The sequence below is a fragment of the Blautia sp. Marseille-P3201T genome, assembly GCF_900120295.1.
In the GTDB taxonomy this organism is placed as follows: domain Bacteria; phylum Bacillota; class Clostridia; order Lachnospirales; family Lachnospiraceae; genus Blautia.
Genome location: NZ_LT635465.1, coordinates 153,749 through 177,866, shown reverse-complemented (window position 1 = coordinate 177,866; position 24,118 = coordinate 153,749). Strand labels below are relative to the sequence as shown.

At 37.9% G+C, this 24,118-nt stretch carries 23 protein-coding genes; 18 read left to right on the top strand and 5 right to left on the bottom strand.

Features of this window, described 5'->3' with window-relative positions:
* Positions 1 to 17 precede the first annotated feature (17 nt).
* From BQ7352_RS01370 to BQ7352_RS01305, 13 genes are all read left to right on the top strand, one after another.
* On the top strand, positions 18 to 2,882 hold the full coding sequence (locus tag BQ7352_RS01370; RefSeq protein WP_072446319.1) for a BTAD domain-containing putative transcriptional regulator: 2,865 nt from the start codon (positions 18 to 20) through the stop codon (positions 2,880 to 2,882).
* A 124-nt stretch (positions 2,883 to 3,006) separates the two neighbouring features.
* A complete protein-coding gene (gene hutH / locus BQ7352_RS01365) occupies positions 3,007 to 4,542 on the top strand; it encodes a histidine ammonia-lyase (RefSeq protein WP_072446317.1) in 1,536 nt (511 codons plus the stop codon).
* A gap of 97 nt (positions 4,543 to 4,639) precedes the next feature.
* Positions 4,640 to 5,959, top strand: a complete 1,320-nt coding sequence (locus tag BQ7352_RS01360) for a Na+/H+ antiporter family protein (protein ID WP_072446315.1) — start codon at positions 4,640 to 4,642, stop codon at positions 5,957 to 5,959.
* A 312-nt stretch (positions 5,960 to 6,271) separates the two neighbouring features.
* Positions 6,272 to 6,436, top strand: coding sequence for a rubredoxin (rd, locus tag BQ7352_RS01350; RefSeq protein ID WP_072446311.1), 165 nt, complete (start codon positions 6,272 to 6,274; stop codon positions 6,434 to 6,436).
* 136 nt (positions 6,437 to 6,572) lie between these two features.
* Positions 6,573 to 7,406: a diaminopimelate epimerase gene (gene dapF, locus BQ7352_RS01345; RefSeq protein WP_072446309.1), complete on the top strand. Its 834-nt coding sequence runs from the start codon at positions 6,573 to 6,575 to the stop codon at positions 7,404 to 7,406.
* A gap of 19 nt (positions 7,407 to 7,425) precedes the next feature.
* Positions 7,426 to 8,790 (top strand): MATE family efflux transporter, encoded by a 1,365-nt coding sequence (locus tag BQ7352_RS01340; RefSeq protein WP_072446307.1) that lies wholly within the window; start codon positions 7,426 to 7,428, stop codon positions 8,788 to 8,790.
* Positions 8,791 to 9,112: 322 nt separating this feature from the next.
* Positions 9,113 to 11,248: an anaerobic ribonucleoside-triphosphate reductase gene (nrdD, locus tag BQ7352_RS01335; RefSeq protein WP_072446304.1), complete on the top strand. Its 2,136-nt coding sequence runs from the start codon at positions 9,113 to 9,115 to the stop codon at positions 11,246 to 11,248.
* Between the two features lie 204 nt (positions 11,249 to 11,452).
* Complete coding sequence (locus tag BQ7352_RS01330) at positions 11,453 to 12,751, top strand: cation:proton antiporter (RefSeq protein ID WP_072446302.1); 1,299 nt, start codon at positions 11,453 to 11,455, stop codon at positions 12,749 to 12,751.
* A gap of 46 nt (positions 12,752 to 12,797) precedes the next feature.
* A complete protein-coding gene (locus BQ7352_RS01325; RefSeq protein WP_072446301.1) occupies positions 12,798 to 14,531 on the top strand; it encodes a B12-binding domain-containing radical SAM protein in 1,734 nt (577 codons plus the stop codon).
* 13 nt (positions 14,532 to 14,544) lie between these two features.
* Positions 14,545 to 15,198, top strand: a complete 654-nt coding sequence (gene nth, locus BQ7352_RS01320; protein WP_072446300.1) for an endonuclease III — start codon at positions 14,545 to 14,547, stop codon at positions 15,196 to 15,198.
* Positions 15,195 to 15,905 carry a 3'-5' exonuclease gene (locus tag BQ7352_RS01315; protein ID WP_072446299.1) on the top strand — a complete coding sequence of 237 codons (711 nt, stop codon included), beginning with the start codon at positions 15,195 to 15,197 and terminating at the stop codon, positions 15,903 to 15,905. Before nth ends, BQ7352_RS01315 begins: the two co-directional genes overlap by 4 nt.
* A gap of 135 nt (positions 15,906 to 16,040) precedes the next feature.
* A complete protein-coding gene (locus BQ7352_RS01310; protein ID WP_072446297.1) occupies positions 16,041 to 17,027 on the top strand; it encodes an AIR synthase family protein in 987 nt (328 codons plus the stop codon).
* Positions 17,028 to 17,055: 28 nt separating this feature from the next.
* Positions 17,056 to 17,556, top strand: coding sequence for a tRNA (cytidine(34)-2'-O)-methyltransferase (locus BQ7352_RS01305; RefSeq protein ID WP_004221221.1), 501 nt, complete (start codon positions 17,056 to 17,058; stop codon positions 17,554 to 17,556).
* A gap of 222 nt (positions 17,557 to 17,778) precedes the next feature.
* Here the strand turns inward: BQ7352_RS01305 and BQ7352_RS14585 are convergent, their stop codons facing one another.
* From BQ7352_RS14585 to BQ7352_RS01290, 4 genes are all read right to left on the bottom strand, one after another.
* The gene (locus tag BQ7352_RS14585) at positions 17,779 to 17,955 is read right to left on the bottom strand and encodes a hypothetical protein (RefSeq protein ID WP_200791354.1); all 177 of its coding nucleotides are present in this window, start codon (positions 17,953 to 17,955) and stop codon (positions 17,779 to 17,781) included.
* 93 nt (positions 17,956 to 18,048) lie between these two features.
* A complete protein-coding gene (gene tnpA / locus BQ7352_RS01300) occupies positions 18,049 to 18,240 on the bottom strand; it encodes an IS66 family insertion sequence element accessory protein TnpA (protein ID WP_072446295.1) in 192 nt (63 codons plus the stop codon).
* A 118-nt stretch (positions 18,241 to 18,358) separates the two neighbouring features.
* Positions 18,359 to 18,571, bottom strand: a complete 213-nt coding sequence (locus BQ7352_RS01295) for a hypothetical protein (RefSeq protein WP_044930516.1) — start codon at positions 18,569 to 18,571, stop codon at positions 18,359 to 18,361.
* Positions 18,572 to 18,746: 175 nt separating this feature from the next.
* Positions 18,747 to 20,177 carry a pyridoxal phosphate-dependent decarboxylase family protein gene (locus BQ7352_RS01290; RefSeq protein WP_072446293.1) on the bottom strand — a complete coding sequence of 477 codons (1,431 nt, stop codon included), beginning with the start codon at positions 20,175 to 20,177 and terminating at the stop codon, positions 18,747 to 18,749.
* A 130-nt stretch (positions 20,178 to 20,307) separates the two neighbouring features.
* Here BQ7352_RS01290 and BQ7352_RS01285 point away from each other — a divergent pair, with 130 nt between their 5' ends.
* Positions 20,308 to 21,192 carry a LysR family transcriptional regulator gene (locus tag BQ7352_RS01285; RefSeq protein ID WP_072446291.1) on the top strand — a complete coding sequence of 295 codons (885 nt, stop codon included), beginning with the start codon at positions 20,308 to 20,310 and terminating at the stop codon, positions 21,190 to 21,192.
* Between the two features lie 24 nt (positions 21,193 to 21,216).
* Here the strand turns inward: BQ7352_RS01285 and BQ7352_RS01280 are convergent, their stop codons facing one another.
* Positions 21,217 to 21,963, bottom strand: a complete 747-nt coding sequence (locus tag BQ7352_RS01280; RefSeq protein ID WP_072446288.1) for an SDR family NAD(P)-dependent oxidoreductase — start codon at positions 21,961 to 21,963, stop codon at positions 21,217 to 21,219.
* Between the two features lie 146 nt (positions 21,964 to 22,109).
* Between BQ7352_RS01280 and BQ7352_RS01275 the strand changes: the two genes are divergently transcribed.
* The 4 genes from BQ7352_RS01275 to kdpF all read left to right on the top strand — a co-directional run bounded on the left by BQ7352_RS01275 (position 22,110) and on the right by kdpF (position 24,102).
* The gene (locus BQ7352_RS01275) at positions 22,110 to 22,469 is read left to right on the top strand and encodes a YccF domain-containing protein (protein WP_072446286.1); all 360 of its coding nucleotides are present in this window, start codon (positions 22,110 to 22,112) and stop codon (positions 22,467 to 22,469) included.
* Between the two features lie 21 nt (positions 22,470 to 22,490).
* Complete coding sequence (locus BQ7352_RS01270; protein WP_072446283.1) at positions 22,491 to 23,777, top strand: glycoside hydrolase family 125 protein; 1,287 nt, start codon at positions 22,491 to 22,493, stop codon at positions 23,775 to 23,777.
* Positions 23,778 to 23,905: 128 nt separating this feature from the next.
* Positions 23,906 to 24,028, top strand: coding sequence for a hypothetical protein (locus tag BQ7352_RS14945; protein WP_003023068.1), 123 nt, complete (start codon positions 23,906 to 23,908; stop codon positions 24,026 to 24,028).
* Positions 24,025 to 24,102 carry a K(+)-transporting ATPase subunit F gene (kdpF, locus tag BQ7352_RS15205; RefSeq protein WP_072446403.1) on the top strand — a complete coding sequence of 26 codons (78 nt, stop codon included), beginning with the start codon at positions 24,025 to 24,027 and terminating at the stop codon, positions 24,100 to 24,102. The genes BQ7352_RS14945 and kdpF overlap by 4 nt, the downstream gene beginning before the upstream one ends.
* The last annotated feature ends 16 nt before the right edge of the window (positions 24,103 to 24,118 follow it).

Here is a 24,118-nt window from a genome sequence, read left to right as displayed (position 1 = left end):
AATGTGAGGGATAGAATTTGAGCAAAATTAATGTGCATCTTTTAGGAAGACCGTATGTAGAAGTAGATGGAGAAAGAATAAATTTTCCATACAAAAAGGCAGAAGGCTTTTTCTATTATTTATGTGTGAAAAAGAACGCAACAAGGGAAGAAATTATTTATGTTCTCTGGGGTGCGGATAATGAAAATGTGGGACGAAAAAATCTGCGAGAAGCAGTTTATCAGATAAAGAAATTATTGGGAAAAGAAATTCTGGTTACAGCAGGACATACCAGCATTTCCTTAAACCCGGAATGTATGCCGGAAATTGACTGGGATTTTATCACAGAAGAGAATATTTTAGAGTATGAAGCAGAAGGCTTTTTGTCACACTTTCATATTAAGAACAGTTATGAATTTGAGGAGTGGATAGAGTCCATGCAGGACCAATATGACCAGTCCTTTTTAAAGTGTGCCAGAAAACGTCTTCATGATGCCAATGCTGTAAAGGATATGGCCCAGATACAAAAATACAGCAATATTCTTTTGAAACACGACTCTTATAATGAAAAATTATATCAGGAAATTATGGAAATCTACGCTTCCAGTGGAAATTATAATATGGCAATTAAGTTATATTATGATTTGGAAAAGGTTTTGGATGAAGAGTTGGGGGTAGAGCCTTCCGGTGAGATTACAGAGCTGTTTCACAGGATTTTTAATGTAAAGGGAAATGTAGCTGCTGACAATGGGAACTGGAACCTGCCTTTTATGGGAAGAACAGAAGAAATTTATCGTATTAGTGAGTGTATTGTAGGAGCGGGAAGATGGGGACATCCTCAATGTGTTGCTATTAGTGGAGAAGAAGGTGTAGGTAAGTCAGCTCTTTTAGATAAGGCAAGACAGATGGTGAGAGGCTATCAAATGATACCACTAAATGCTGCCTGCTATCGGGATGAGGCTGATTTTTTCCTTCGACCATGGAATGATATTTTCTGGGAAATTGAGCAGTGCATGGAAAACGGAATTCTGGAAAAAGAAATTGTTGAAGACGAAAAAGGCCAGATAAAGCGGATTTTGAAAGGCGTTCTCACAGAAGGTGAGGGCAAAATGGGTAGACTGACTTATCAGATTTTAGAGCAGTCTGTTTTGGAAATGTTCCGCAGAATTGCAGAAAATCATAAAGTGGTATTGTTTTTTGACGACATTCAGTGGCTGGATAAAATGAGTTTTCAACTTTTAAATCGTATTCTGCTTACTATAGGTACAGATAAGATATTACTTATGTGTACTTTTAATCAGGATAATGATACAGAGATTATGGAAGCTTTGGAAAAACTGGTAAAAAATGACTGCCTTCAGGTAATTAATCTGCATTCCTTTACCAGAGAGGAAACCAACGAACTTCTTCATCGTCATTTACCTCAGCTTGATCAGGAACTTAAGAAAAAAGAAAGCATTTATCAGATGACAGATGGAAATGCCTTTTTCCTGATGGAGCTGATGAATTTAATTAAGGAAAAGGGATATACTCTGGAGATGTCCCCGAAGACAACAAACCTTATAAAAGCAAGGCTTGCCGGCTTACCTGACAGAGAAACGGAAGTGCTGTACTGCATGTCACTGTTTCCGGAGAAGATAAGTATAGAAGAACTGGAATTCCTTCTTCCGGAGCTGGATCGACTGACGCTTATTCGCATTTTAGAAAAGCTTCAGGAACGCCGCTTAATTAAAGAAATTTTAGTTGGATGGAATATTTATTATAAATTTGTACATAGAATATTCCGTGAATATTTATACGAGCATCAGAGTGTAGGGAAAAGGAGAATGTATCACCAGATGCTTGCCCAGTATTATGAAAATCAGGCAGAAGTAAAAAGAAATTTTGCCTGTCTTCCAATGATCATTCACCACTATGAGAGATGCCATAATCAGGTGAAGACATATGAATATAAGATAAAATATCTGAAAGAATACTATACGATTATTAATGAAAACTTTCCTGTGCTTCATTGGGAGATGGAATATGGCGATGACGAATATGGCGTAACGAAGGGTGCTGAAGAAATGCTGGCTTTGGCAGAAGAGGTTATTCGTCTGGAGGACAACTCTCATCAGGCACAGGAAATGAAGATGGAAATGTATTATGTGAAGGGGCGCTATAATATTGCCATGGGAGAATACGATACAGGTATTCAGTGCGTTATGGAAAGTATGCAGCTGGCGGAAGAGCTGGATGAAAAAAAGATGCTCCTTAATAATTTTAAACAAATGATTTTCTATGGTATTCAGGTAGAAGATTTTGTGGAAGTGGAAGAGTATGTTCAAAAAGGTCTTCGTTATATTCAGAAGGAAGAAAAAGTCACAGAAGAGCGTGGTGTCTTTATGCGTCTGCTGGGATGTTACTTCCTCCATAAAGGCGAATACATAAAAGCAGAAAAAACCTTAATCGAAGCCATGAAAATCTTTCGGGAATGTGGGAAAGGAAAAGAACATTTTAATATGAGCATAGCTGCCTGTCAGGGGTATTTGGGAGACTTAAGCCGTTGTCAGGGAGATTTGGAAAAAGCTGCCGTATATTATGAACGGGCAATTGAAATGGGAAAAGGAAAGGTTGTGACAAACGGACTAGGTCAGTTTTATTCTGGGATGGGACAGCTTTTATACCTTCAGAACAGAGATAAAGAAGCGCGGCAATATCTGGAAAAGGCAATTTCCTGTCTGAAACGTCATGGATATTACTGGGGACTTGAAAGGGCTCAGATTTATATGGCAATGCTTTTAAAACGGCAGAACTGTCAGGATGAAGCGGAAGCTTATTATAAGGAGAGCAAGCAGGTATCTGAAAAAATAAAAAACCCTACAACAATGGAATTACTTCGGAAATTTGAAGAGGATATGTAGATAAATACAACAGGTTTGGAAATCGTCTAAAAAGAGATTATGCAAAATGACATTTATTGACGCTTTTTTGACACCTATAATGTATAATTTCACATATAATATAAAGATGAAAAGAGGGTGCGATATGAGTAATATTATAATTACTGGTAAAGACTTAACACTGGAACAAATTGCTGCAATCTGTAGAGGACATGCAAAAATTGAACTTGCAGAAGAAGCAAAGCAGAACATCATCGAATCCAGAAAAGTAGTAGATGACTTAGTTGCGGAAGAAAAGGTTGTATACGGAATTACTACTGGATTTGGTAAATTCAGTGACGTGGTGATTTCTCAGGATCAGTGTAAAGCACTTCAGAAAAATCTGATTATCACTCATGCAGTAGGTGCAGGAAATCCTTTCTCAGAAGACATTGCAAGAGGAATTATGCTTCTGAGAATTAATAACCTTGTAAAAGGATTTTCCGGTATCAGATTAGAAACAGTACAGACAATGGTGGATATGCTGAACAAAGGTGTTACAGCATTTATTCCTGAAAAAGGTTCTCTGGGAGCTTCCGGTGACCTTGCTCCATTATCTCACATGGTTCTGCCTATGTTAGGTCTTGGTATGGCTTATTATGAAGGTGAACTCCTTCCAGGTGCAGAAGCTATGAAACGTGCAGGTATTCCTACTATTGAATTATCTGCAAAAGAAGGTCTTGCATTAAACAATGGTACACAGGCTATGACATCAGCAGGTTCTCTTGCATTATATGATGCATTGAACTTATTGAAAGTAGCTGATATTGCTGATGCTCTCTGCTTTGAAGCACAGAATGGTGTTGTAGATGCATTAGACCACAGAGTACATGATGTACGTCCACATTCCGGACAGTTAGCAACAGCCAGAAACCTGTTAAAACTGTTAGAAGGAAGTAAAAATACTACACGTCAGGGTGAAATCCGTGTACAGGATGCTTATTCCTTAAGATGTTCACCTCAAATTCACGGCGCAAGTAAAGATGCAATTAACTACGTATTAGATAAAGTTAATATTGAAATCAATTCTGTTACAGATAACCCGATTATCTTCAAGGAAGACCGTGCAGGTATTTCAGGCGGTAACTTCCACGGTCAGCCAATGGCTCTTAGCTTTGACTTCCTTGGTATCGGCGTAGCTGAACTGGCAAACGTTTCTGAAAGACGTATTGAACGTCTGGTAAATCCGGCATACAGCGATTTACCTGCATTCTTAACACCACATGGCGGTGTTTGCTCAGGATTTATGATCGTACAGTATTCAGCAGCAGCATTAGTATCTGAAAACAAAGTATTGGCACATCCTGCTTCAGTTGACAGTATTCCTTCATCAGCAGGTCAGGAAGACCATGTATCTATGGGTACAATTGCAGCTAGAAAAGCTGGAGAGATTGCTAAGAACGTAAGACGTGTTCTTGCAATGGAATTGATGGTTGCATGTCAGGGTATTGATATGAGAGGCAATAAAGGTCTTGGTAAAGGTACACAGGCTGCTTATGACTTAGTTCGTAAACAGGTTGCTACTTTAGACGATGACCGTGAATTGTACGGAGATATCAACTACTGTGAAGAAATCATTGAAAATGGTTCTTTAATCAAAGCAGTAGAAGAAGCGATTGGCACAGCAATCGAAACAAGATAATCTAATATAAAATTTAAAGAGGGTGCGTTACGGCTGTGTTTGGAGAGGGACCCCTTTGCCAGCCGTAACTATCAAAAAAAAGAGGGAGGTTTATTTTATGGAAAATTTGCTTAATCCTGTAGTAATCGCGGTTGTACTTTTATGTGTACTCTGCTTACTGAAAATTAACGTACTTTTATCCATGCTGGTATCATTGTTTGTAGCAGGTCTTGTTGGCGGTATGGGTATTGGAGCTATTAAGGACTCCTTACTTGCCGGTCTTGGCGGAAACGGTGAAACAGCTCTTGCTTACATTCTGTTAGGAACATTAGCAGCTTGTATGGCAACAACAGGTATCACAGAGATTTTATCAAAGAAAATTGCAAAAGTTGTAGGTGGTAATAAGTGGGTTTTACTTTTAACATTATTGATTATTGCCTGCTTATCACAGAACTTAATTCCAATTCATATTGCGTATATTCCAATTCTTGTTCCACCATTACTGGCACTTATGAACAAGATGAAATTGGATAGACGTGGTGTTGCATGTACTATCGCTTTTGGTCATAAAGCACCATACATTGCAATTCCTTTCGGATTTGGTTTAATCTTCATGACAATTATTCGTGATAACATTAACCAGAACGTAAAAGAAGACTGGGGTTGGAATGTAACTGTTGGTGACATCACAGCAGTAAACTGGATTCTTGCAGTTGCTATGTTAATTGGTCTTGCAATTGCTGTATTCATTACATACAGAAAACCTCGTGAATACAAAGATATTCAGTTAGAAGGCGTAAAAGAAACTGGAGATTTAACTCTGAAATACGAACACTGGGTAGTATTAGCAGCATTGGTAGTTGTAGTAGTTGCTCAGTTTGTTTGGGGATCTCTCCCGGTAGCTGCTTTGGCAGGTCTGTTAGTAATCTTTGTTTTCGGCGCTATTAAACCAAAAGACATTGATGCACAGTTCCAGGAAGGTATTAAACTCATGGGCTTCATCGCATTTGTTATGTTAGTAGCAGGTGGATTTGCTCAGGTATTAAAAGATACAGGTGCTGTAGAAGAATTAGTTAACAGCTCTGTAAACTTAATGAAAGGCAACACATGGGTTGCTGCTACAGTAATCACATTAATCGGTCTTCTGGTTACTATGGGTATTGGTACTTCCTTCGGTACAGTTCCTGTACTTGCAGTATTATACGTTCCATTATGTCATAAGGTTGGATTTTCACCGGCAGCTACAATCGTTCTGATGTCTGCAGCAGCAGCTTTGGGCGATGCTGGTTCACCAGCTTCTGATACAACGCTTGGACCTACATCCGGTCTGAATGCAGATGGTCAGCACGACCATATTTGGGATACTTGTGTACCAACATTCTTACACTTTAATATCCCATTAATGATTGCAGCAATTATTGCAGCTCAGATTTTATAAAATTGAGCTATGGATGTTCGGATAATCAGGGCACCCATCATAATTTATATAAACAATAGATTGCAATCATCTATTGGATGTCATGCGAGAAGAGTCTGTTCCGGCGCCTGCGGAGCAGGCTCTTTTAATTTCATAGAAAATTGTGCAACAGCACAGTCTTTTTTAAAAAATACAAAAGTATACAAAAATACTCTGGAATATTTCAAAAGAGTGTGTTATAATGAAAAAAGCAAAGGCGAAATAGACTTTGCAGCAAAATATGTATAAAATTAATCAAAATATGAAAACTAAGTTTAACAGGAGGCAATAATTATGCAGAAATATGTATGTGAACCATGTGGTTATGTGTATGATCCGGAATTGGGAGATCCAGATAACGGAATAGAACCAGGAACAGCATTTGAAGACCTTCCAGAAGATTGGGTATGCCCGGTTTGCGGATTGGGAAAAGATGAATTTGTTCAGGAAGAAGCATAATTTTATACAGGTTCAAAGGTAAGATGGAGGCTGTTGCATTAAGCAGAAATATTTTCGATATGCTCTTAATGCAACAGCCTTTTTGTGGTATAATTGCTCACATACGTGTTATTGCATGAAAAGGAGGAACAAAAAGATGAAATTTACAAAGATGCAGGGAATTGGAAATGATTATGTTTATGTGAATTGTTTTCAGGAGCATATAGAAAATCCTTCAGAGATATCAAAGAAGATTAGTGACAGGCATTTTGGGATTGGCTCGGATGGTCTGATTTTAATTAAGCCTTCAGAAAAAGCGGACTTTGAAATGGAGATGTACAATGCTGATGGAAGCCAGGGGGCGATGTGCGGAAATGGTATGCGCTGCGTTGGGAAATATGTGTATGATTATGGTCTTACAGATAAAACACGCATTTCCGTAGATACAAAGAGCGGGATTAAGTATCTGGATTTAACAGTGGAAAATAAAAAGGTAAAACTGGTTCGCGTAAATATGGGAGCTCCTGTATTGGAGGCGAAAGCAATTCCTATGATTTATGAAGGGGAAAAAGTAGTCAGCCAGCCATTTAATGTAGGACAGGATATTTATGAGATTACGGCAGTTTCTATGGGAAATCCTCATGCTGTGGTATATGTAGAGGATGTGAAAAATCTGCTGCTGGAGGAAATTGGACCTAAATTTGAGAAACATGCTGCATTTCCGGAAAGTGTGAATACAGAATTTGTTCGTGTTGTTGACAGAAAAACGGTAGAAATGCGTGTCTGGGAAAGAGGAAGCGGTGAAACTCTGGCATGCGGAACCGGAGCTTGTGCTGTGGCAGTAGCGTCCGTTTTAAACGGATATACAGAAGATGAGGTAACTGTGAGACTTCTGGGAGGAGATTTGAAAATTTCCTGGGACAGAGCAGCAAATCTTGTGTATATGACAGGACCTGCAGCAGTTGTGTTTGAAGGTGAAATAGAAATTTAAGAAAAGGATTGAAAAGAGAATGATTTTTACAAAAAGGATGAGTCTTGAGGATAAGAGATTTTATTCCCATGTATTTCGTCTGGTTACGCCTATGGCAGTGCAGAACCTGATTAATGTAGGGGTGACTTCCACAGACGTTATTATGCTGGGAAAAGTGGGGGAAACAGCTTTATCAGGAGTATCTCTGGCAAATCAGATTTATTTTATTTTGTCCCTTTTGTATTTTGGGCTTACTTCCGGGGCTTGTGTTCTTACAGCGCAATACTGGGGAAAGAATGATACAAGAACCATTGAAAAAGTTATGGGAATGTCTTTTCGGATTTCCATTTTGGCGGGTATTGTGTTTGCAACAGCGGCATTCTTCTTTCCGTATCAGCTAATGCGAATTTTTACAACAGATGAAGCTGTTATAGCAGCAGGAGTCAGCTATTTGAAAATTGTTGCATTTTCTTATGTATTATCAGCATTTACAAATGTATATCTGAATATTATACGAAGCATTGAGCAGGTTGTGATTGCAACAATTGTCTATGGAACATCTTTGGCTGCAAATATTATTTTAAATGCAATTTTTATTTTCGGACTTTTGGGAGTTCCGGCTATGGGAGCAGCAGGGGCAGCTCTTGGAACCCTTTGTTCTCGTGCTGTTGAAGTGGTTATTGTGGTCTTTTATGCAGTGCGTATTAATCATGTGGTAAAGATACGGTTTAAAGACTGGTTTGTCAAAGATAAAGCACTTGCAAAGGATTTCTTTACTTATGCATTTCCGGTACTTTTAAATGAAATTGCATGGGGTGCAGGAATGGCAGCTATTTCTGCTATTGTAGGACATTTGGGAAGTTCAGCAGTGGCGGCTCATTCTGTGGCGCAGGTATGCAGACAGTTATCTATGGTAATTGGCTTTGGTATTTCCAGTGCAACGGCAATTATGATTGGAAAAGCAATTGGAGAGAAGAAAGAGGAGCTGGCAAGAGAATATGGAAAGAAATTTGTTAAGATTGCCATTGTATGTGGTATTGGCGGTGGGCTGCTCATATTAGCGATTTCTCCGTTTGTGCAAAGTGTGTTGAACCTGACGCCTTTGGCAAAAAGCTATTTGAGAGCTATGATGTTCATAATGTCTTATTATGTAGTGGGGCAGTCTATTAATACAACTTTGATTGTAGGGGTGTTCCGCGCCGGCGGAGATACAAGATTTGGATTGATTTTGGATGTGGGTGTTATGTGGCTGTGCTCTATTTTAGGAGCGGCAGTGGGAGCCTTTGTCATCGGAATTCCCATGCCGTGGGTTTATATTTTATTGTGCAGTGATGAAATTATTAAAATACCATTTTCTATATACCGATATAAGACCTATAAATGGTTGAATAATGTAACACGATGAAAAATAAGAGGGAAACCTCTTATTTTTTTGCCGAATGCTATTGACAAAAAGAAAATTGTGTACTTTCAATAATATAAAATCCAGTTTAGTTTCCATAATATCAAAAACAGGTGTTTTTTTGTAATGATAAGAAGATTTTTACATAGTGGAAGTGGGCAAAGGTGCGGTAAACAGAGGGTAGAAAAAGAATTGTGCAATATTTCCCCTTTCTTTCCAAAGAGAAAAGTGATATACTGTGGAATACAAAATGTTGTAAAAACAAAAGAAAAAAATATTATGAAATACCAGATATAGTGTTGTAAAAGTTTATGAGGTGAAAGTGATGATGTATGTAATTAAGAAAGATGGAACAAAAGAGGATTTTAATATCCAGAAAATTGTGCGTGCAGTGAATAAATCTGCATCCAGGATTATGTATGATTTTAAAAAGGACGAGATAGAGTTCCTTTGTGAATATGCAGAGGAAAAAGCGAATTCTTTAGAGAAGGAAGAAATTTCTATTCAGGATATGCACAATATCGTAGAAGGAGCTCTGGAGAAAGTAAATCCTGCTGTTGCAAAAAGCTATCGGGATTATCGTAATTACAAACATGATTTCATTCACATGATGGATGAGGTTTATACAAAAAGCCAGTCTATTCGATATATAGGAGATAAGAGTAACGCAAATACAGACAGTGCGCTGGTTGCTACGAAGAGAAGTCTTATTTTTAATGAATTAAATAAAGAGCTGTATCGTAAGTTCTTTATGACGAGAAATGAGCTTCAGGCATGTAAAGACGGATATATTTATATTCATGACCAATCTGCACGTCTTGACACCATGAATTGTTGTTTGTTTGACGTGGCAAATGTGCTGCGAGGCGGATTTGAAATGGGAAATGTATGGTACAATGAGCCTAAGACGCTGGATACAGCTTTTGACGTTATGGGGGATATTATCTTAAGTACAGCAGCACAGCAGTATGGTGGTTTTACTGTACCGGAAGTAGATAAAATTCTTGCTCCTTATGCTGAAAAAAGCTATCACAAATATTGTGAGGAATTTTTGAAATATGTAGATCCTGATTGGGCTCCTGCAAAAGAGAGAGCACATCAGTATGCAATGGACAAAGTCCGCCGTGATTTTGATCAGGGATGGCAGGGGATTGAGTACAAATTAAACACAGTTGGTTCTTCCAGAGGGGATTATCCTTTTGTAACAGTAACACTGGGACTTGGAATGGAACGCTTTGAGAAGATGTGCAGTATTTCTCTCTTAGAAGTACATAAAGAGGGACAGGGGAAAGAAGGACATAAAAAACCGGTGCTGTTCCCGAAAATTGTATTTTTATATGATGAAAATATCCACGGAGAGGGAAAAGAAGGGGAAGATGTTTTTGAAGCGGGAATTTCCTGTTCAGCAAAGACCATGTACCCGGACTGGCTGTCTTTAAGCGGAAAAGGTTATATATCCAGTATGTATAAGAGATATAAAAAAGTAATCAGCCCTATGGGATGCAGAGCGTTTTTGAGCCCTTGGTATGAAAGAGGCGGCATGACACCGGCAGATGAAAATGACGTTCCTGTATTTGTAGGAAGATTTAATGTTGGCGCTGTAAGTCTCCATCTTCCTATGATTTTAGCAAAGGCACGTTCAGAGGATAAAGATTTTTATGAAGTTCTGGATTTCTATCTGGAAATGATCCGTAATCTTCACATTCGTACTTATGATTATTTAGGAGAAATGAAAGCTTCTACCAATCCTCTTGCATATTGTGAAGGCGGTTTTTACGGCGGTAATTTAAAACCTTCTGATAAGATTAAACCATTATTAAAACCTATGACAGCATCTTTTGGTATTACTGCCTTAAATGAACTTCAGGAGCTGTATAATGGCAAATCTATTCGTGAAGACGGAAAGTTCGCATTGGAAGTGCTTCAATATATTAACAAAAAAGTAGAGCAGTATAAAAAAGAAGATGGTAATCTGTATGCGATTTACGGAACACCGGCAGAGAGTCTTTGCGGACTTCAGGTAGAGCAGTTCAGAAAGAAATATGGTATTGTGGAAGGTGTTTCTGACAGACCATATGTAAGTAACAGTTTTCATTGTCATGTAACAGAAGATATTACACCGATTGAAAAGCAGGACTGCGAAGGCAGATTTTGGGAACTTTGCAATGGTGGAAAAATACAGTATGTACGTTATCCTATTGGTTATAATGTAGATGCAATTCGCGCTTTAGTAAGGCGTGCTATGGATTTAGGATATTATGAAGGAGTAAACCTCTCTCTTGCATATTGTGATGATTGCGGACATGAGGAATTAGAAATGGACGTGTGTCCGGTATGTGGATCTAAAAACCTGACAAAGATTGACAGAATGAATGGCTACCTGTCTTACAGCCGTGTCCATGGAGATACGCGTTTGAATACAGCGAAGATGGCTGAAATTGCAGAACGTAAATCCATGTAAAATCTATAAAAGTAAATAGTTCATAACGTTTTTTACAAAAGAGAAGATATCATGAAGTGGTTTTTGAGGCCGGATTTGATGAATGTCTTCTTTTTTGTATCTTTTCAGCTGATTTGTAAAACATTTTATTTCATTTTAGAAAAAATTGTGATACCATATTTTTTGATTTTACAAAAAATTTAGAAAAACAGAGGGATAAAAAGTATGGAATCGTATGGATATTTGCTGGATTTAGCGCTCATTCTGCTGAGCACAAAAGTATTTGGTCTTATTACAAGAAGAGTAAAGTTACCTCAGGTAGTTGGAGCTCTTTTAGCAGGCTTAATTTTGGGACCGGCGTGTATAGGTATACTGCATCAGACGGACTTTATTTATCAGATTTCTGAAATCGGTGTTATTGTGTTAATGTTTTGCGCAGGTTTGGAAACAGATATTGATGAATTAAAGAAAAGTGGAAAAGCATCTTTTATTATTGCGTTGATGGGTGTTATTATTCCATTGCTGGGTGGTTTTGCAGTAGCGGCTTATTTTAACAGACCGGGTATGCTGGAGCCGGCAGCTAATGTAAATGTAATCTTGCAGAATGTGTTTATTGGTGTTATTTTGACAGCTACATCTGTAAGTATTTCCGTTGAAACTTTAAAAGAAATGGGAAAATTAAATACAAAAGCAGGAAATGCCATTCTGGGTGCAGCAATCATCGATGATATTTTAGGTATTGTGGCATTGACAGTTATTACCAGTCTTGCAGACTCATCTGTAAACGTTGTTATGGTCTTTATTAAAATTATTGGTTTCTTTATCTTTGTAGGTGTGGGTGGTTATCTGCTCCATGTTCTGTTCCAGAAATGGGTAAAAGGATACGAAAGAGATCTGCAGCGTTTTGTTATATTAGCATTTGTAATCTGTCTGTTATTTTCTTATTGTGCAGAGGAATTCTTTGGTGTGGCAGATATTACAGGGGCTTTCTTTGCAGGTTTGATTATTACAAAAACAACCCATACGACTTACATTGCAAGACGATTTGGAATTTTATCCTATATCTTTTTATCACCTGTATTTTTTGCAAATATTGGGTTACAGGTAGAACTTCCAAGTATGAGCCCTATGATTATCTGGTTTGCCGTGGCATTGGTTGTGATTGCAGTTCTTACTAAGATAATTGGATGCGGCGCAGGTGCAAAATTTTGCCGGTATAGTACGAAGGACTGTGTGCGTATTGGTGCGGGTATGGTTTCCAGAGGAGAAGTTGCATTGATTGTGGCGGCAAAGGGAAATGCGATTGGACTTATTTCTGCTGATTTAATGGGACCTATTGTAATCGTGGTAGTAATTACTACAATTATTTCACCAATTCTTTTAAAAATGACCTTTAGCGAAAAAAATCAAAAGGATGAAAGTAATGATTTTGTAGAAAGTGATTTAATGAAGCAGCTAGAAGAGTATGATGAGGAAATGGAAAAAGAGCAGTCTCGATATATAAGAATAAAAGATAAGAAATAAAAGGAGAGAGCTGTGGCGCTCTCCTTTTTTAGAAGGAGCAAAAGAAATGACAAAAATTTTTTTAGCAGCGGTAAACGCAAAATATATACACTCAAATTTAGCAGTGTACAGTATGAAATCCTATTGTCAGGAGTATGAAAATTATGTGGAAATAGGAGAATATACTATTAACCAACAAAAAGATGAGATTTTAAAGAGTATTTATAAGAAACAACCAGATGTTTTATGTTTTTCTTGTTATATATGGAATATTTCTTTTGTAAAAGAGCTGATTTGCGATTTGAAGAAAATTTTGCCAAAGACAATTATCTGGGCGGGAGGTCCTGAAGTTTCTTATGATGCAGAAAACTTTTTAAAGGAAATGTCTGAAGTTACAGGGGTAATGTGTGGTGAAGGAGAGGAGACATTTCTGGAGCTGGTGAAGCATTATGCAGACGAAGAAAATAAAACAGCTTTGTCAGATATTAAGGGGATTGTATATAGAGAAGATGGGACTATTTTAAAGAATTCTTTCCGTGAAATTATGGATATGGATAAGTTGGTGTTTCCCTACAAGAATATTTCACTTTTTGAGCATAAAATTATTTATTATGAGAGCAGCAGGGGATGTCCTTTTTCCTGTAGCTATTGCTTATCTTCTATTGATAAAAAACTACGTTTTCGCAGCCTTTCACTGGTCAGGGAGGAGCTACAGTTCTTTCTTGATAAGAAAGTTCCCCAAGTGAAGTTTGTGGATAGAACTTTTAACTGTAAAAAAGAGCATGCTCTTGAAATCTGGAGATATATTCATGAACATGATAATGGTATAACGAATTTTCATTTTGAGATTGCAGCAGACTTACTTACAGATGATGAAATTCAGCTTATTGGGGAAATGAGGCCGGGTCTTATTCAGCTGGAAATCGGTGTTCAGTCCACCAATCCACAGACAATTCAGGAAATCAGAAGAAAAACCAGTTTTGAGAAAATTTCAGAAAAGGTAAAGCTGGTTCAGAAAGGGCAAAATGTACATCAGCATTTGGATTTGATTGCGGGACTGCCTTATGAGGGATATGAAAGTTTTCGAAAATCTTTCTGCGATGTGTATGCTTTAAAACCACAGCAGTTGCAGCTTGGTTTTTTGAAATTGTTAAAGGGCTCTTATATGCAGGAGAAGACCAAAGATTATGAATGTGTATGTAAAGGGAAAGAACCTTACGAGGTATTGAAAACCAAATGGCTTTCTTACGGAGAAATATGCAGGCTAAAAGGAATTGAAGATATGGTCGAAGTTTACTATAACAGTGGACAATTCAGTCATACTATGAAAGCTATGGAAGAGTATTTTTCCGATGCATTTGCTATGTATGAAGCTATGGCAGATTTTTATGAGCGGAAAGGGTATTCAAGCTTTTCTCATTCCAGAATAAAGAGGTATGAAATTTTAATAGAGTTTTTAAAGGAACAGAAAATTGGAAATTTATTTTATTTTCAGGAATTGATGATTTTAGATCTCTATGCCAGAGAAAATTTAAAAACAAGACCGGTGTGGGCAGCAGAAAGAAAGCCTTATAAAGAGAAAATACAGGATTTTTATGTGAAGGAAACAGAAACACCTGAATTTTTAAAGGATTATACAGGATATCAGCCAAAGCAGTTAGAAAAGATGACACACTTGGAAGTGTTTTCTTATAATGTTCTGGAAGGAAAAGAGGAAAAGGGAATTTATCCTGTGCTGTTTGATTATAAGAACAGAAGCCCTTTGACCAATGATGCTGCTATGCATACAGTATCCTTTTAGAAAAGGAGGAGTTATGACAAAGAGAACAAAAGAAATATTGGATAAACTGGATGAGGTTTATACAAGAGAGTATAAATGTTATTTAAACCATGAAAATCCGGGACAGCTTTTGATTGCTACCATGTTAAGCGCTCAATGTACGGATGCCAGAGTCAACATAGTTACGAAAGATTTGTTTGTGAAATACCCTGATATGAAAGCTTTTGCAGAAGCTGATTTAAAAGAACTGGAACAGGATATTAAGCCTACAGGGTTTTACCATAATAAAGCAAAGAATATTATTGGATGTGCCAAGAGAATTTGCCAGGTGTATAATGGAGAAGTACCAGGCAGTTTAGAAGATTTAACCAGTCTTCCGGGAGTAGGAAGGAAGACTGCAAATGTAATCAGGGGAAATATTTTTTATGAACCAAGTGTGGTAGTGGATACGCATGTGAAGAGAATTTCTAAACGTCTGGGATTTACAACAGAGGAAGATCCTGAAAAGATAGAAAGGGATTTAATGCAAGTGCTTCCAAAGGATCACTGGATACTTTATAATATTCAGATTATTACTTTCGGAAGGCAAATCTGTTTTGCACGTTCACCAAAATGTGAGGAATGTTTTTTGACAGAATACTGTAAAGAATATAAGGAAAAACAAAAGAAAAGCAGGAAAAGATTATGACAGAATATGTTGCGTTAGATTTAGAAACTACAGGTTTGGAACCTGCCAGAGACAGAATTATAGAAATTGGCGCCATAAAGGTGAGAAATAAAGAAGTTGTAGAAGAATATGGTACATTGATAAATCCGCAGATGGAAATACCCCGGAGAATTACAGAACTGACAGGGATTTCGAACAAGATGGTACAGGGACAGCCCTATATAGCACAAGCGTTGGGGAAACTGTTGGAATTTTGTGAAGATCTGCCTCTTTTAGGACATAATCTGATGTTTGATTATAGCTTTGTAAAACATCAGGCAGTGAACGCAGGGATGGAATTTGAGAAAAAGGGAATGGACACTTTGAAACTGGCCAGAGTACTTTTACCGGAACTTCCAAGCAGGAGTTTACAAAATCTCCGTGTGTTTTATGAGATCCCTCAAGAGGACGCTCACAGAGCGTTGGAAGATGCCAGAACCACTTATCTTCTATATGAAAGACTGCGTACAGAGTTTGAAGAAAAAGAGCCGGAACTTTTTGTACCAGGCACTCTTATCTACAAAGTGAAAAGGCAGGGTCCTGTGACAGCAGCACAAAAACGCTACTTGCAGGATTTAATAAAATATCATAGAATAGAGCTGAATGTGGAAATTGACAGTCTTACAAAAAACGAGGCATCTCGAGAAATCGATAAGATATTGAGTACCTACGGGAAAATAATGAGGTAAAGAAATATGATGAATTTGAAAAATTCAAAAAGGAAAAGAATATTTGCTGCAGTACTTGCAGGAGTTATTATTTTGGCAATGGTAATTCCTATGGCAATGTATGCCTTTGGATGATACAGCAATGGAGGACAGAACATGAAAATAGGGAAATTACCGGAACCTGTGTTAATACGATCCGTTTTAAAACAGGTGGGACATCGCAGAAATGAAGTTTTAGTAGGACCTGCTGTAGGACAGGACTGTGCAGTTATGGAGCTTGGTGAGGGAGAGGTTTTTGTATTGTCTTCTGATCCTATTACAGGGACGACAAAGGACATTGGGGGACATAGTGTACATGTTACAGCCAATGATCTGGCTGCTTCCGGGGCAGAACCGGTAGGAATTATGCTGACTATGCTTTTAACACCTGATACAAAAGAAGAAGAGCTGAAAGAAATTATGCAGGATGTGGAAGAAACCTGTAAAGAATTAAACATAGATGTTTTAGGCGGGCATACAGAAGTTACAGATGTGGTAAAACAGACGTTGATTTCTCTTACCGGTGTGGGGAAAATGAAAAAAGAAGAGGTACTTACTACAGCTTCTGTAAAACCGGGTGATGACATTGTAGTGACAAAGTGGATTGGATTGGAAGGGACTTCTATCGCTGCAAAAGAAAAGGAAGAGGTACTTTTGGAAAATTTTGCACCATCTTTTGTAGAAACTGCAAAACAATTTGATCAGTATCTGTCTGTTATTCCAGAAGCAAAAATTGCCAGAGAATGGGGCGTATCTGCCATGCATGATATTACAGAAGGCGGTGTGTTTGGCGCTTTATGGGAAATGGGAAGCGGTTCCGGTGTAGGATTGGATATTGATTTGAAAGCAATTCCTATTCGTCAGGAAACCGTGGAGGTCTGCGAGGCATTAGGTTTAAATCCGTATATTTTAATGTCCAGTGGTTCGATGATGATTGCGGCTAAAGATGGACATGGACTGGTGAGAAAGTTAAAGCAGACTGGAATTGAGGCTGCTGTGGTAGGAAAAGCAACAGAGGGGAATGACAGAATTTTGCGAAATGGCGAGGATACCCGCTATTTAGATAAACCACAAACAGATGAATTATATAAAATTTATCAGTAATGCGGAGGAAACACGGAGGAAATTTAAAATGGCGAAGTTAAATATTGTATTGTTTGAGCCTGAAATTCCGGCAAACACAGGAAATATAGGAAGAACCTGTGTTGCAACAGGGACACGTCTTCACTTAATTGAACCATTGGGGTTTCAGTTAAATGAAAAGGCATTAAAAAGAGCAGGGATGGATTACTGGAAAGACTTAGACGTGACAACTTACATTAATTACCAGGATTTTTTAGATAGAAATCCAGGGGCAAAAGTTTATATGGCAACTACAAAAGCTCCCAAAACCTATGTGGATGTAGAATATGAAGAAGATTGTTACATTATGTTTGGAAAGGAAAGCGCGGGAATTCCGGAAGAAATTTTGTTAGAAAATCAGGAAACAGCTATTCGAATTCCTATGATCGGAGATATTCGTTCTCTGAATTTAAGCAACTCCGTTGCGATTGTGCTTTATGAGGCATTGCGTCAGAATAATTTTGACCATATGAGGTTAGAAGGGCATTTAACAAAATACGAATGGAAATAAAGTGAATAATATACAGGTAGGTATATTATATTTCGTGTATACAATGAATAATTATGCATATATCTTTTAGATATAAATGTAAAAACAAATATAGGAAGAGTTCCGAAAAAAGATAATACTTTTTTCGGAATTTTTTTATATAATAGGAAATTCCGACTTTTGTTGGAACAATGAATGAAAATAGCCCACACAAAGGTGGGCATAGGAACAAGATGATGCTCGTTAGAAGATATAAAAACCTTCTACACCAGCCTCATCGGCAAATAAATCATCTTCGTTTAAAAAGTAATCCATATCCAGAAGCTCCTCCTCGCTCATATTGCGAATGTCCTTAGGAGTCATTCCTTCTGGTGGATTGTCAATGTATTTTTTGCGTAATTCCTCGATACCTGTTTTCATGGAACCATCCTCCTTTTAGAGGATTATAGCATAGAATGTAAAAAAAGAAATCATGCAGAAGAACGCTTTCCGAGAAATTTGGACATTGCTTTCTCATGCTTTTCCAGATGGTTCTGGTATCTCACAGGCTCTTTTGCGAAGCCTGCTGACAGCATTGTAAAAACAGCTGGGAGAAATCCCATTTTCATGACACCAGGCAGCATCGGTAAGACCGCTTTGCCTGCAGGATGTCACCAGTTCCAGCCATTCATCCAGAGAACGGCCTGGAGCACGTTTACCATTCATAATGAAACCTCCAATTGTAGTAAAAATCTACTTCCTATCAAGATGATGGAGTAAAAACTATTTTCTATCATTATGAATGAAAAAAGGATAAATTTGTAGTTACCCAAAAATTAAGCGCTTACTCTACAAAGGCTTGTGTATGATCCGCAGTTTCTAAGTAAGCTTCACGGACTTTCCGGAGTCTCCAGTAGTAACTCGCTTTTGTAATGTCGTGCAGCTGACACCATTCATCGATTTTCATTCCCTGTGGACGGTTTTTACAGTCCCTGATCAGTTCTGCCCATTCGCTCAAGCGGGTTTGCTGTGCAACTAAACTTGTGTGAGATTTCATGACTCACCTCCTGTAGCTAAGTCTAAAAAGTTGAGTACTAAACTTTTTGGACTTTATAATGATGAGTCTATTATCTCACATAGGATGATTTTGAAAAGGTACTCGCTATTTGGCGTTTACACATTATTCCAATCACCCGCAAGTCTCAAAAATGGAGATTTGCGGGCAAATAAATTTATTTCATATCTTTACAAAGTTCCTTCCCATAAGTATCTAATAAATGAATTGTTTTTTCCATATCTTCTTTTTCTGCTTCTGGATGAAGGGCGCATATACGAAGAACTGTCTTTTCGTGAAGAACCGTGGTAAATACAGCAGCGTATCCGCTTTCCAGAATTTTTTCGGAAATTTTTTCGTTTAAAAGATCGATTTGCTCTTTGGATAAACCTTTAGGGGCATAGCGGAAATTTACCATAGCAAGCTGTGCAGGGGAGACAATTTCCCAGTCAGGAAGTTCCTTTAAGGAGTCTTCTGCCCAGTGTGCAAGCTGAAAGCCGTGTTCAATAGCGCTGCCGATTAAGTCGCTTCCTAAAATCTGAAGAGTGAGCCAAAGCTTTAAGCCTCTGGCAGGTCTGGTAAGCTCCATACCGATATCCCATGTGTTAATGTGTTCTCTGTCGCCTTGTACGTCTTTTAAATATTCCGGATTTACGTGAAAACTGTGGAATAAGTGTTGAATATCCTTTACCAGAACCATAGCGCAGCCATAAGTTTGAAACAGCCATTTATGGGCATCCCAGCTTAAACTGTCAGCCAGTTCTATTCCGTCTAAAAGGTGACGGTATTTCGGACTTAACAGGACAGATGCCCCATAAGCACCATCAACATGAAACCAAAGGTTGTGTTTCTGGCAGATAGATGAAATGTCCTTTATAGGATCAACGCTTCCTGTGTTGGTAGTTCCGGCAGTTCCAATAACAACAAAGGGAATAAGTCCGGCTTCTTTATCAGCCAAAATAGTTTGTTCCAGGATTGTTGTATTGATTTTGAAGTCCGGCGTAGTAGGGATTTTACGAATTCTTTTATTTGGAATTCCAATAATTCTAAGACCTTTTGCAACAGAGCTGTGTGTCTGGTCAGAAATATATGCTACACCCAGATGAAGAGTTTCATCAGTCAGTTTATTGTCCCTGGCAGCGGTAAGAGCTGTAATATTTGCCATGGATCCGCCACTTACAAAGACACCTCCTGATTTTTCACCAAATCCTGCCTGTGTGCAGAGCCACTTCAACACTTCCTGCTCAATACAGTTTACCATGGGCGCTAATTTGCTTCCGCCTGCGTGGATATTATAGGCAGATGTCATAATATCTCCGAGCCATGAAATGGAAGATGCAGGACCTGGTACAAATCCAAAGAAACGGGGGTGATTGGAGTCTCCTCGATACTGGTATACTTCGTTCATCATTTCCTGAACGACTTCATTAGCAGGACGCCCGTCTTTAGGAATTCCCAACTGTTTTATTTTTTCAGCCTGTCCACTTGGTGCATTCCAGATGACCTGCTGTGTATGGATATCATGCTTTTCCAGACAAAAATCATGTACGAAATTTTTAATTTCTTCTTCTAATTGAGCGCTGTTTAAAATATTTTCACTGTTTATCATAATATTATTAACTCCTAAAAATTCATTGTTTTCTTGACGCCTTTAATATAGTAGTTTACACTAAAACTATCTATTTGTTAAATTGATAAATTTTATAATATATATGAAAATATTTAATTAAGAGGACCATATGGAAATTAGAAATATTGTTACATTTTTAAAAGTGGCGGGTACACAGAATTTTTCAAAAGCAGCAGAACAACTGGGATATTCGCAATCAGCAGTAACTGTTCAGATACAACAATTAGAAAAAGAATTGGATACACAGCTTTTTGAAAGAATTGGGAAAAGGGTTTACTTAACAGAGAAGGGACAGGAATTTGTTTTTTATGCAAACGAAATTATGAGAGTTACTAATCGGGCATTAGATTTTTCAAAGAAAAGTAGTGTGCCCAGAGGAGAATTGAAAATAGGGGGTGTGGAGTCAATTTGTACAGCGTTGCTTCCTGATTTGATATTGAAGCTTCATAAGATTTGCCCTGAGATTGAAATTGTAATTAAATCCGGCAAAACAGCAGATTTGCTTGAAATGGCAAAAGGAAATGATTTGGATTTGATTTTTACGTTGGATCAGAAAATCTGTAATCCTGAGTGGACTTGTGCAATGCAAAGAACAGAAGAAATTATTTTTGTTACACTGGGAAAGGAAATGACGGAAAAGAGAGAAGTACAGATACAGGAATTGATACAAGAACCATTTCTCCTTACAGAGAGGGGCGCTGCCTATCATTATGAACTGGAAAGACTTTTATCAGAACGTGATTTACGGATTTCTCCTGTATTGGAGATTGGGAATACAGAAACCATTATTAATTTGCTGAAAAGAGGAATGGGTGTTTCTTTTTTACCGGAATTTACGGTGAGAAAAGAGTTAAAAAGAGGAAAACTTATGCAGATTGATACAGATTTACCCGGTGTAAAAATGTACAGTCAATTATTATATTATAAAAATAAATGGGTTACACCTCAAATGCAGGCATTTATAGATATGGTAAAAGGAGAGCGGACGCATTAAACGTTGAGCGCTCTCCTTTTCGGTTTATGTGCGGGCAAGTCCGTCTACACTTAATACTACACCTGTGATGTAGGAAGCTTCGTCAGAAGCCAGGAAAACAAAAGCATTGGCAATATCTTCAGGCTGGCCTAAACGTCTTAATGGAATTTGTGCAATCATCGGTTCGATAATTTCTTTTGGAACGGCTTTCATCATGTCTGTTTCTGTAATTCCGGGAGCTACTGCATTGACACGAATGCCTTTTGGACCAAGCTCCCGCGCAAGAGATACGGTAAGACCATTTACTGCAAATTTGGAAGTAGGATAGGCAATGCCGCTTGGTTGTCCATAAATACTTACCATGGAAGAAGTACTTAGAATAACACCTTTCTTGCGTGCCACCATGCATTCAGAAGCTGCTTTTGTGGCATTAAATACACCTTTTACATTCAAGTCCATAACCTTATCAAACATTTCTTCTGTGTAATCTGTAAAAAGTGTGCTTTCTGAAACCCCGGCGTTGTTGACAAGAATATCCACACATCCATATTTTGAAGTGACGTTTTTAAATTCTTCTCTTACATCTTTTAAATTGCTTAAATCAGGACTAATTCCCACTACTGTAGAGTCAGGATATTTTTCCTTTAATTGTGCGACTGCTTTTTGGGCAGACTCCATAGAGCTGGCAGTTAAAATTACCTTTGCACCTTCTCTTAAAAATGCGTCAGCAGTGGCATATCCAATGCCTCGGCTTCCACCTGTTATAATTGCTACTTTATCTTTTAATCTCATAATTATTCACCTCTTATACTTGATAAATTTAGTATATATATTCACGGGGAAATTATCTGTGACAAAATCACAAAAGGGAAAAAACAAGTACTTGCGCAGGATATTCGAGAATGGTATGATAGGAAGAAATAAACAGGAGGTAGAAAATGGGCTGTTTAGGAAACTTATTGTGGTTTATTTTCGGAGGCTGTATTTCCGGTCTTAGCTGGTGTCTGGCAGGATGTCTGTGGTGTATTACGATTATCGGAATTCCTGTGGGACTGCAATGCTTTAAGTTTGCGTCTTTAAGTTTTTTTCCGTTTGGAAAAGAGGTTTCTTACGGTGGAGGAGCAGGCTCTTTGATTTTAAATATTATCTGGCTGGTGGTATCAGGACTGCCGCTTGCGCTGGAGCATTTGGTTTTTGGGGTGGTTTTATGTATTACTGTGATAGGCATTCCTTTTGGTTTGCAGCAGTTTAAGCTTGCAAAGCTGGCGCTTATGCCCTTTGGAGCAGAAATTGTATAAGAAAAGAAAGGACTATGAGAAATGAGTGAACAAATGCAGAAAACAATGGACAAATTTTTAGAGGAATTAAAAGAAAAATCAAAAGATTATCCGGAATTAATGGACTTATTTGTAACTTGTTATACAAATACATTGGATACCACAGTAAAGAGAATGGAAAACAACACCACACATGTAATTACAGGTGATATTCCGGCTATGTGGCTGAGAGACTCCGCTGCACAGCTTCGTCCATATATCTTCCTTGCAAAGGAAGATGAGGAAATTTGTGAGTTAATTGCAGGACTTGTGAGAAGACAGTTTATGTATATCAATATTGATGAGTATGCAAATGCTTTCAACCATTCTGCAAGCGGTGACTGCTGGGAAAAGGATGATCCAAATCAGAGCCCATGGGTATGGGAAAGAAAATTTGAGATTGACTCTTTATGCTACCCAATTCAGTTGGCTTACTTATTATGGAAAAACGCAGATTGTGTAACACAGTTTAACGAAGATTTCCAGAAAGGTGTAGAAAAAATTCTGGAAGTATTCCGTACAGAGCAGTACCATGAAGACAAATCTTCTTATCGTTTTAACAGAAACAACGGATATTACCGTGATACACTTTCCAGAGACGGAAAAGGCGCTCTGGTAAAATCAGGAACAGGTCTTATTTGGTCAGGTTTCCGTCCAAGCGATGATGCTTGTACTTATGGATATTTAATTCCTTCTAATATGTTCGCAGTAGTTGTTTTGGGATATCTGGAAGAAATTGAAACAGAGATTTATCATAACGAGGAGCTTGCCAAGGCAGCAAAAGAATTAAAAGACGAAGTTTATCAGGCGATTGAGGCAATCGGTAAGACTTTTACAGAAGAATTCGGTATGGTATATGCCTATGAAACAGATGGTTTTGGTATGTACAACTTAATGGACGATGCCAATGTACCAAGTCTTCTTTCCATGGATTATTTGGGATATCCTTCTGATAGGGAAATTGCAGGAAATACAAGAAGACTGCTCCTTAGCGAAGCTAATCCATTCTATTTCAAGGGAGAAAAGGCAGCAGGAATTGGAAGCCCTCATACACCTTCCAACTATGTTTGGCATATTGCTATGGCAATTCAGGGACTTACAGAAACTGAACAGGAAAAGAAAATGGAAATTTTAAAAACAATGGCTGCTACAACCGGCGGCAAAGGTGTTATGCACGAAGGATTTTGTTGTGAAGACGATACTCGCTTTACAAGAGAATGGTTTTCATGGGCAAATGCCATGTATGCAGAATTGTTCTTAGACTGCATGGGATATCGTTTAGAAAAATAAAGAAAAATTTTTAGAATAGAGATTTTTATGCTGTTTTAATACCATTTTAATACCTCACTTCTGTATTATAACACGAATTTAAAATTACCTGTGCTACACTAGGTTCTGCTATAAAGGAAGAAAGAGAGATGAAGAATATGGATTTATTGATGATTTTAATTTTGGCAATATGTTTTGGCAGTATGAAGCTTTTGGCTGACTGGTGTGAAAAACAGGTAGGAATTACCGTTTCTAAGGAGGAGCGCAAATGATTTTATTAGGTATGATTATTTTATTGCTTGCCGGATATTTGTTTTATGCTTTGATTTATCCGGAGAAACTGTAAGACATAAAGGAAGCTT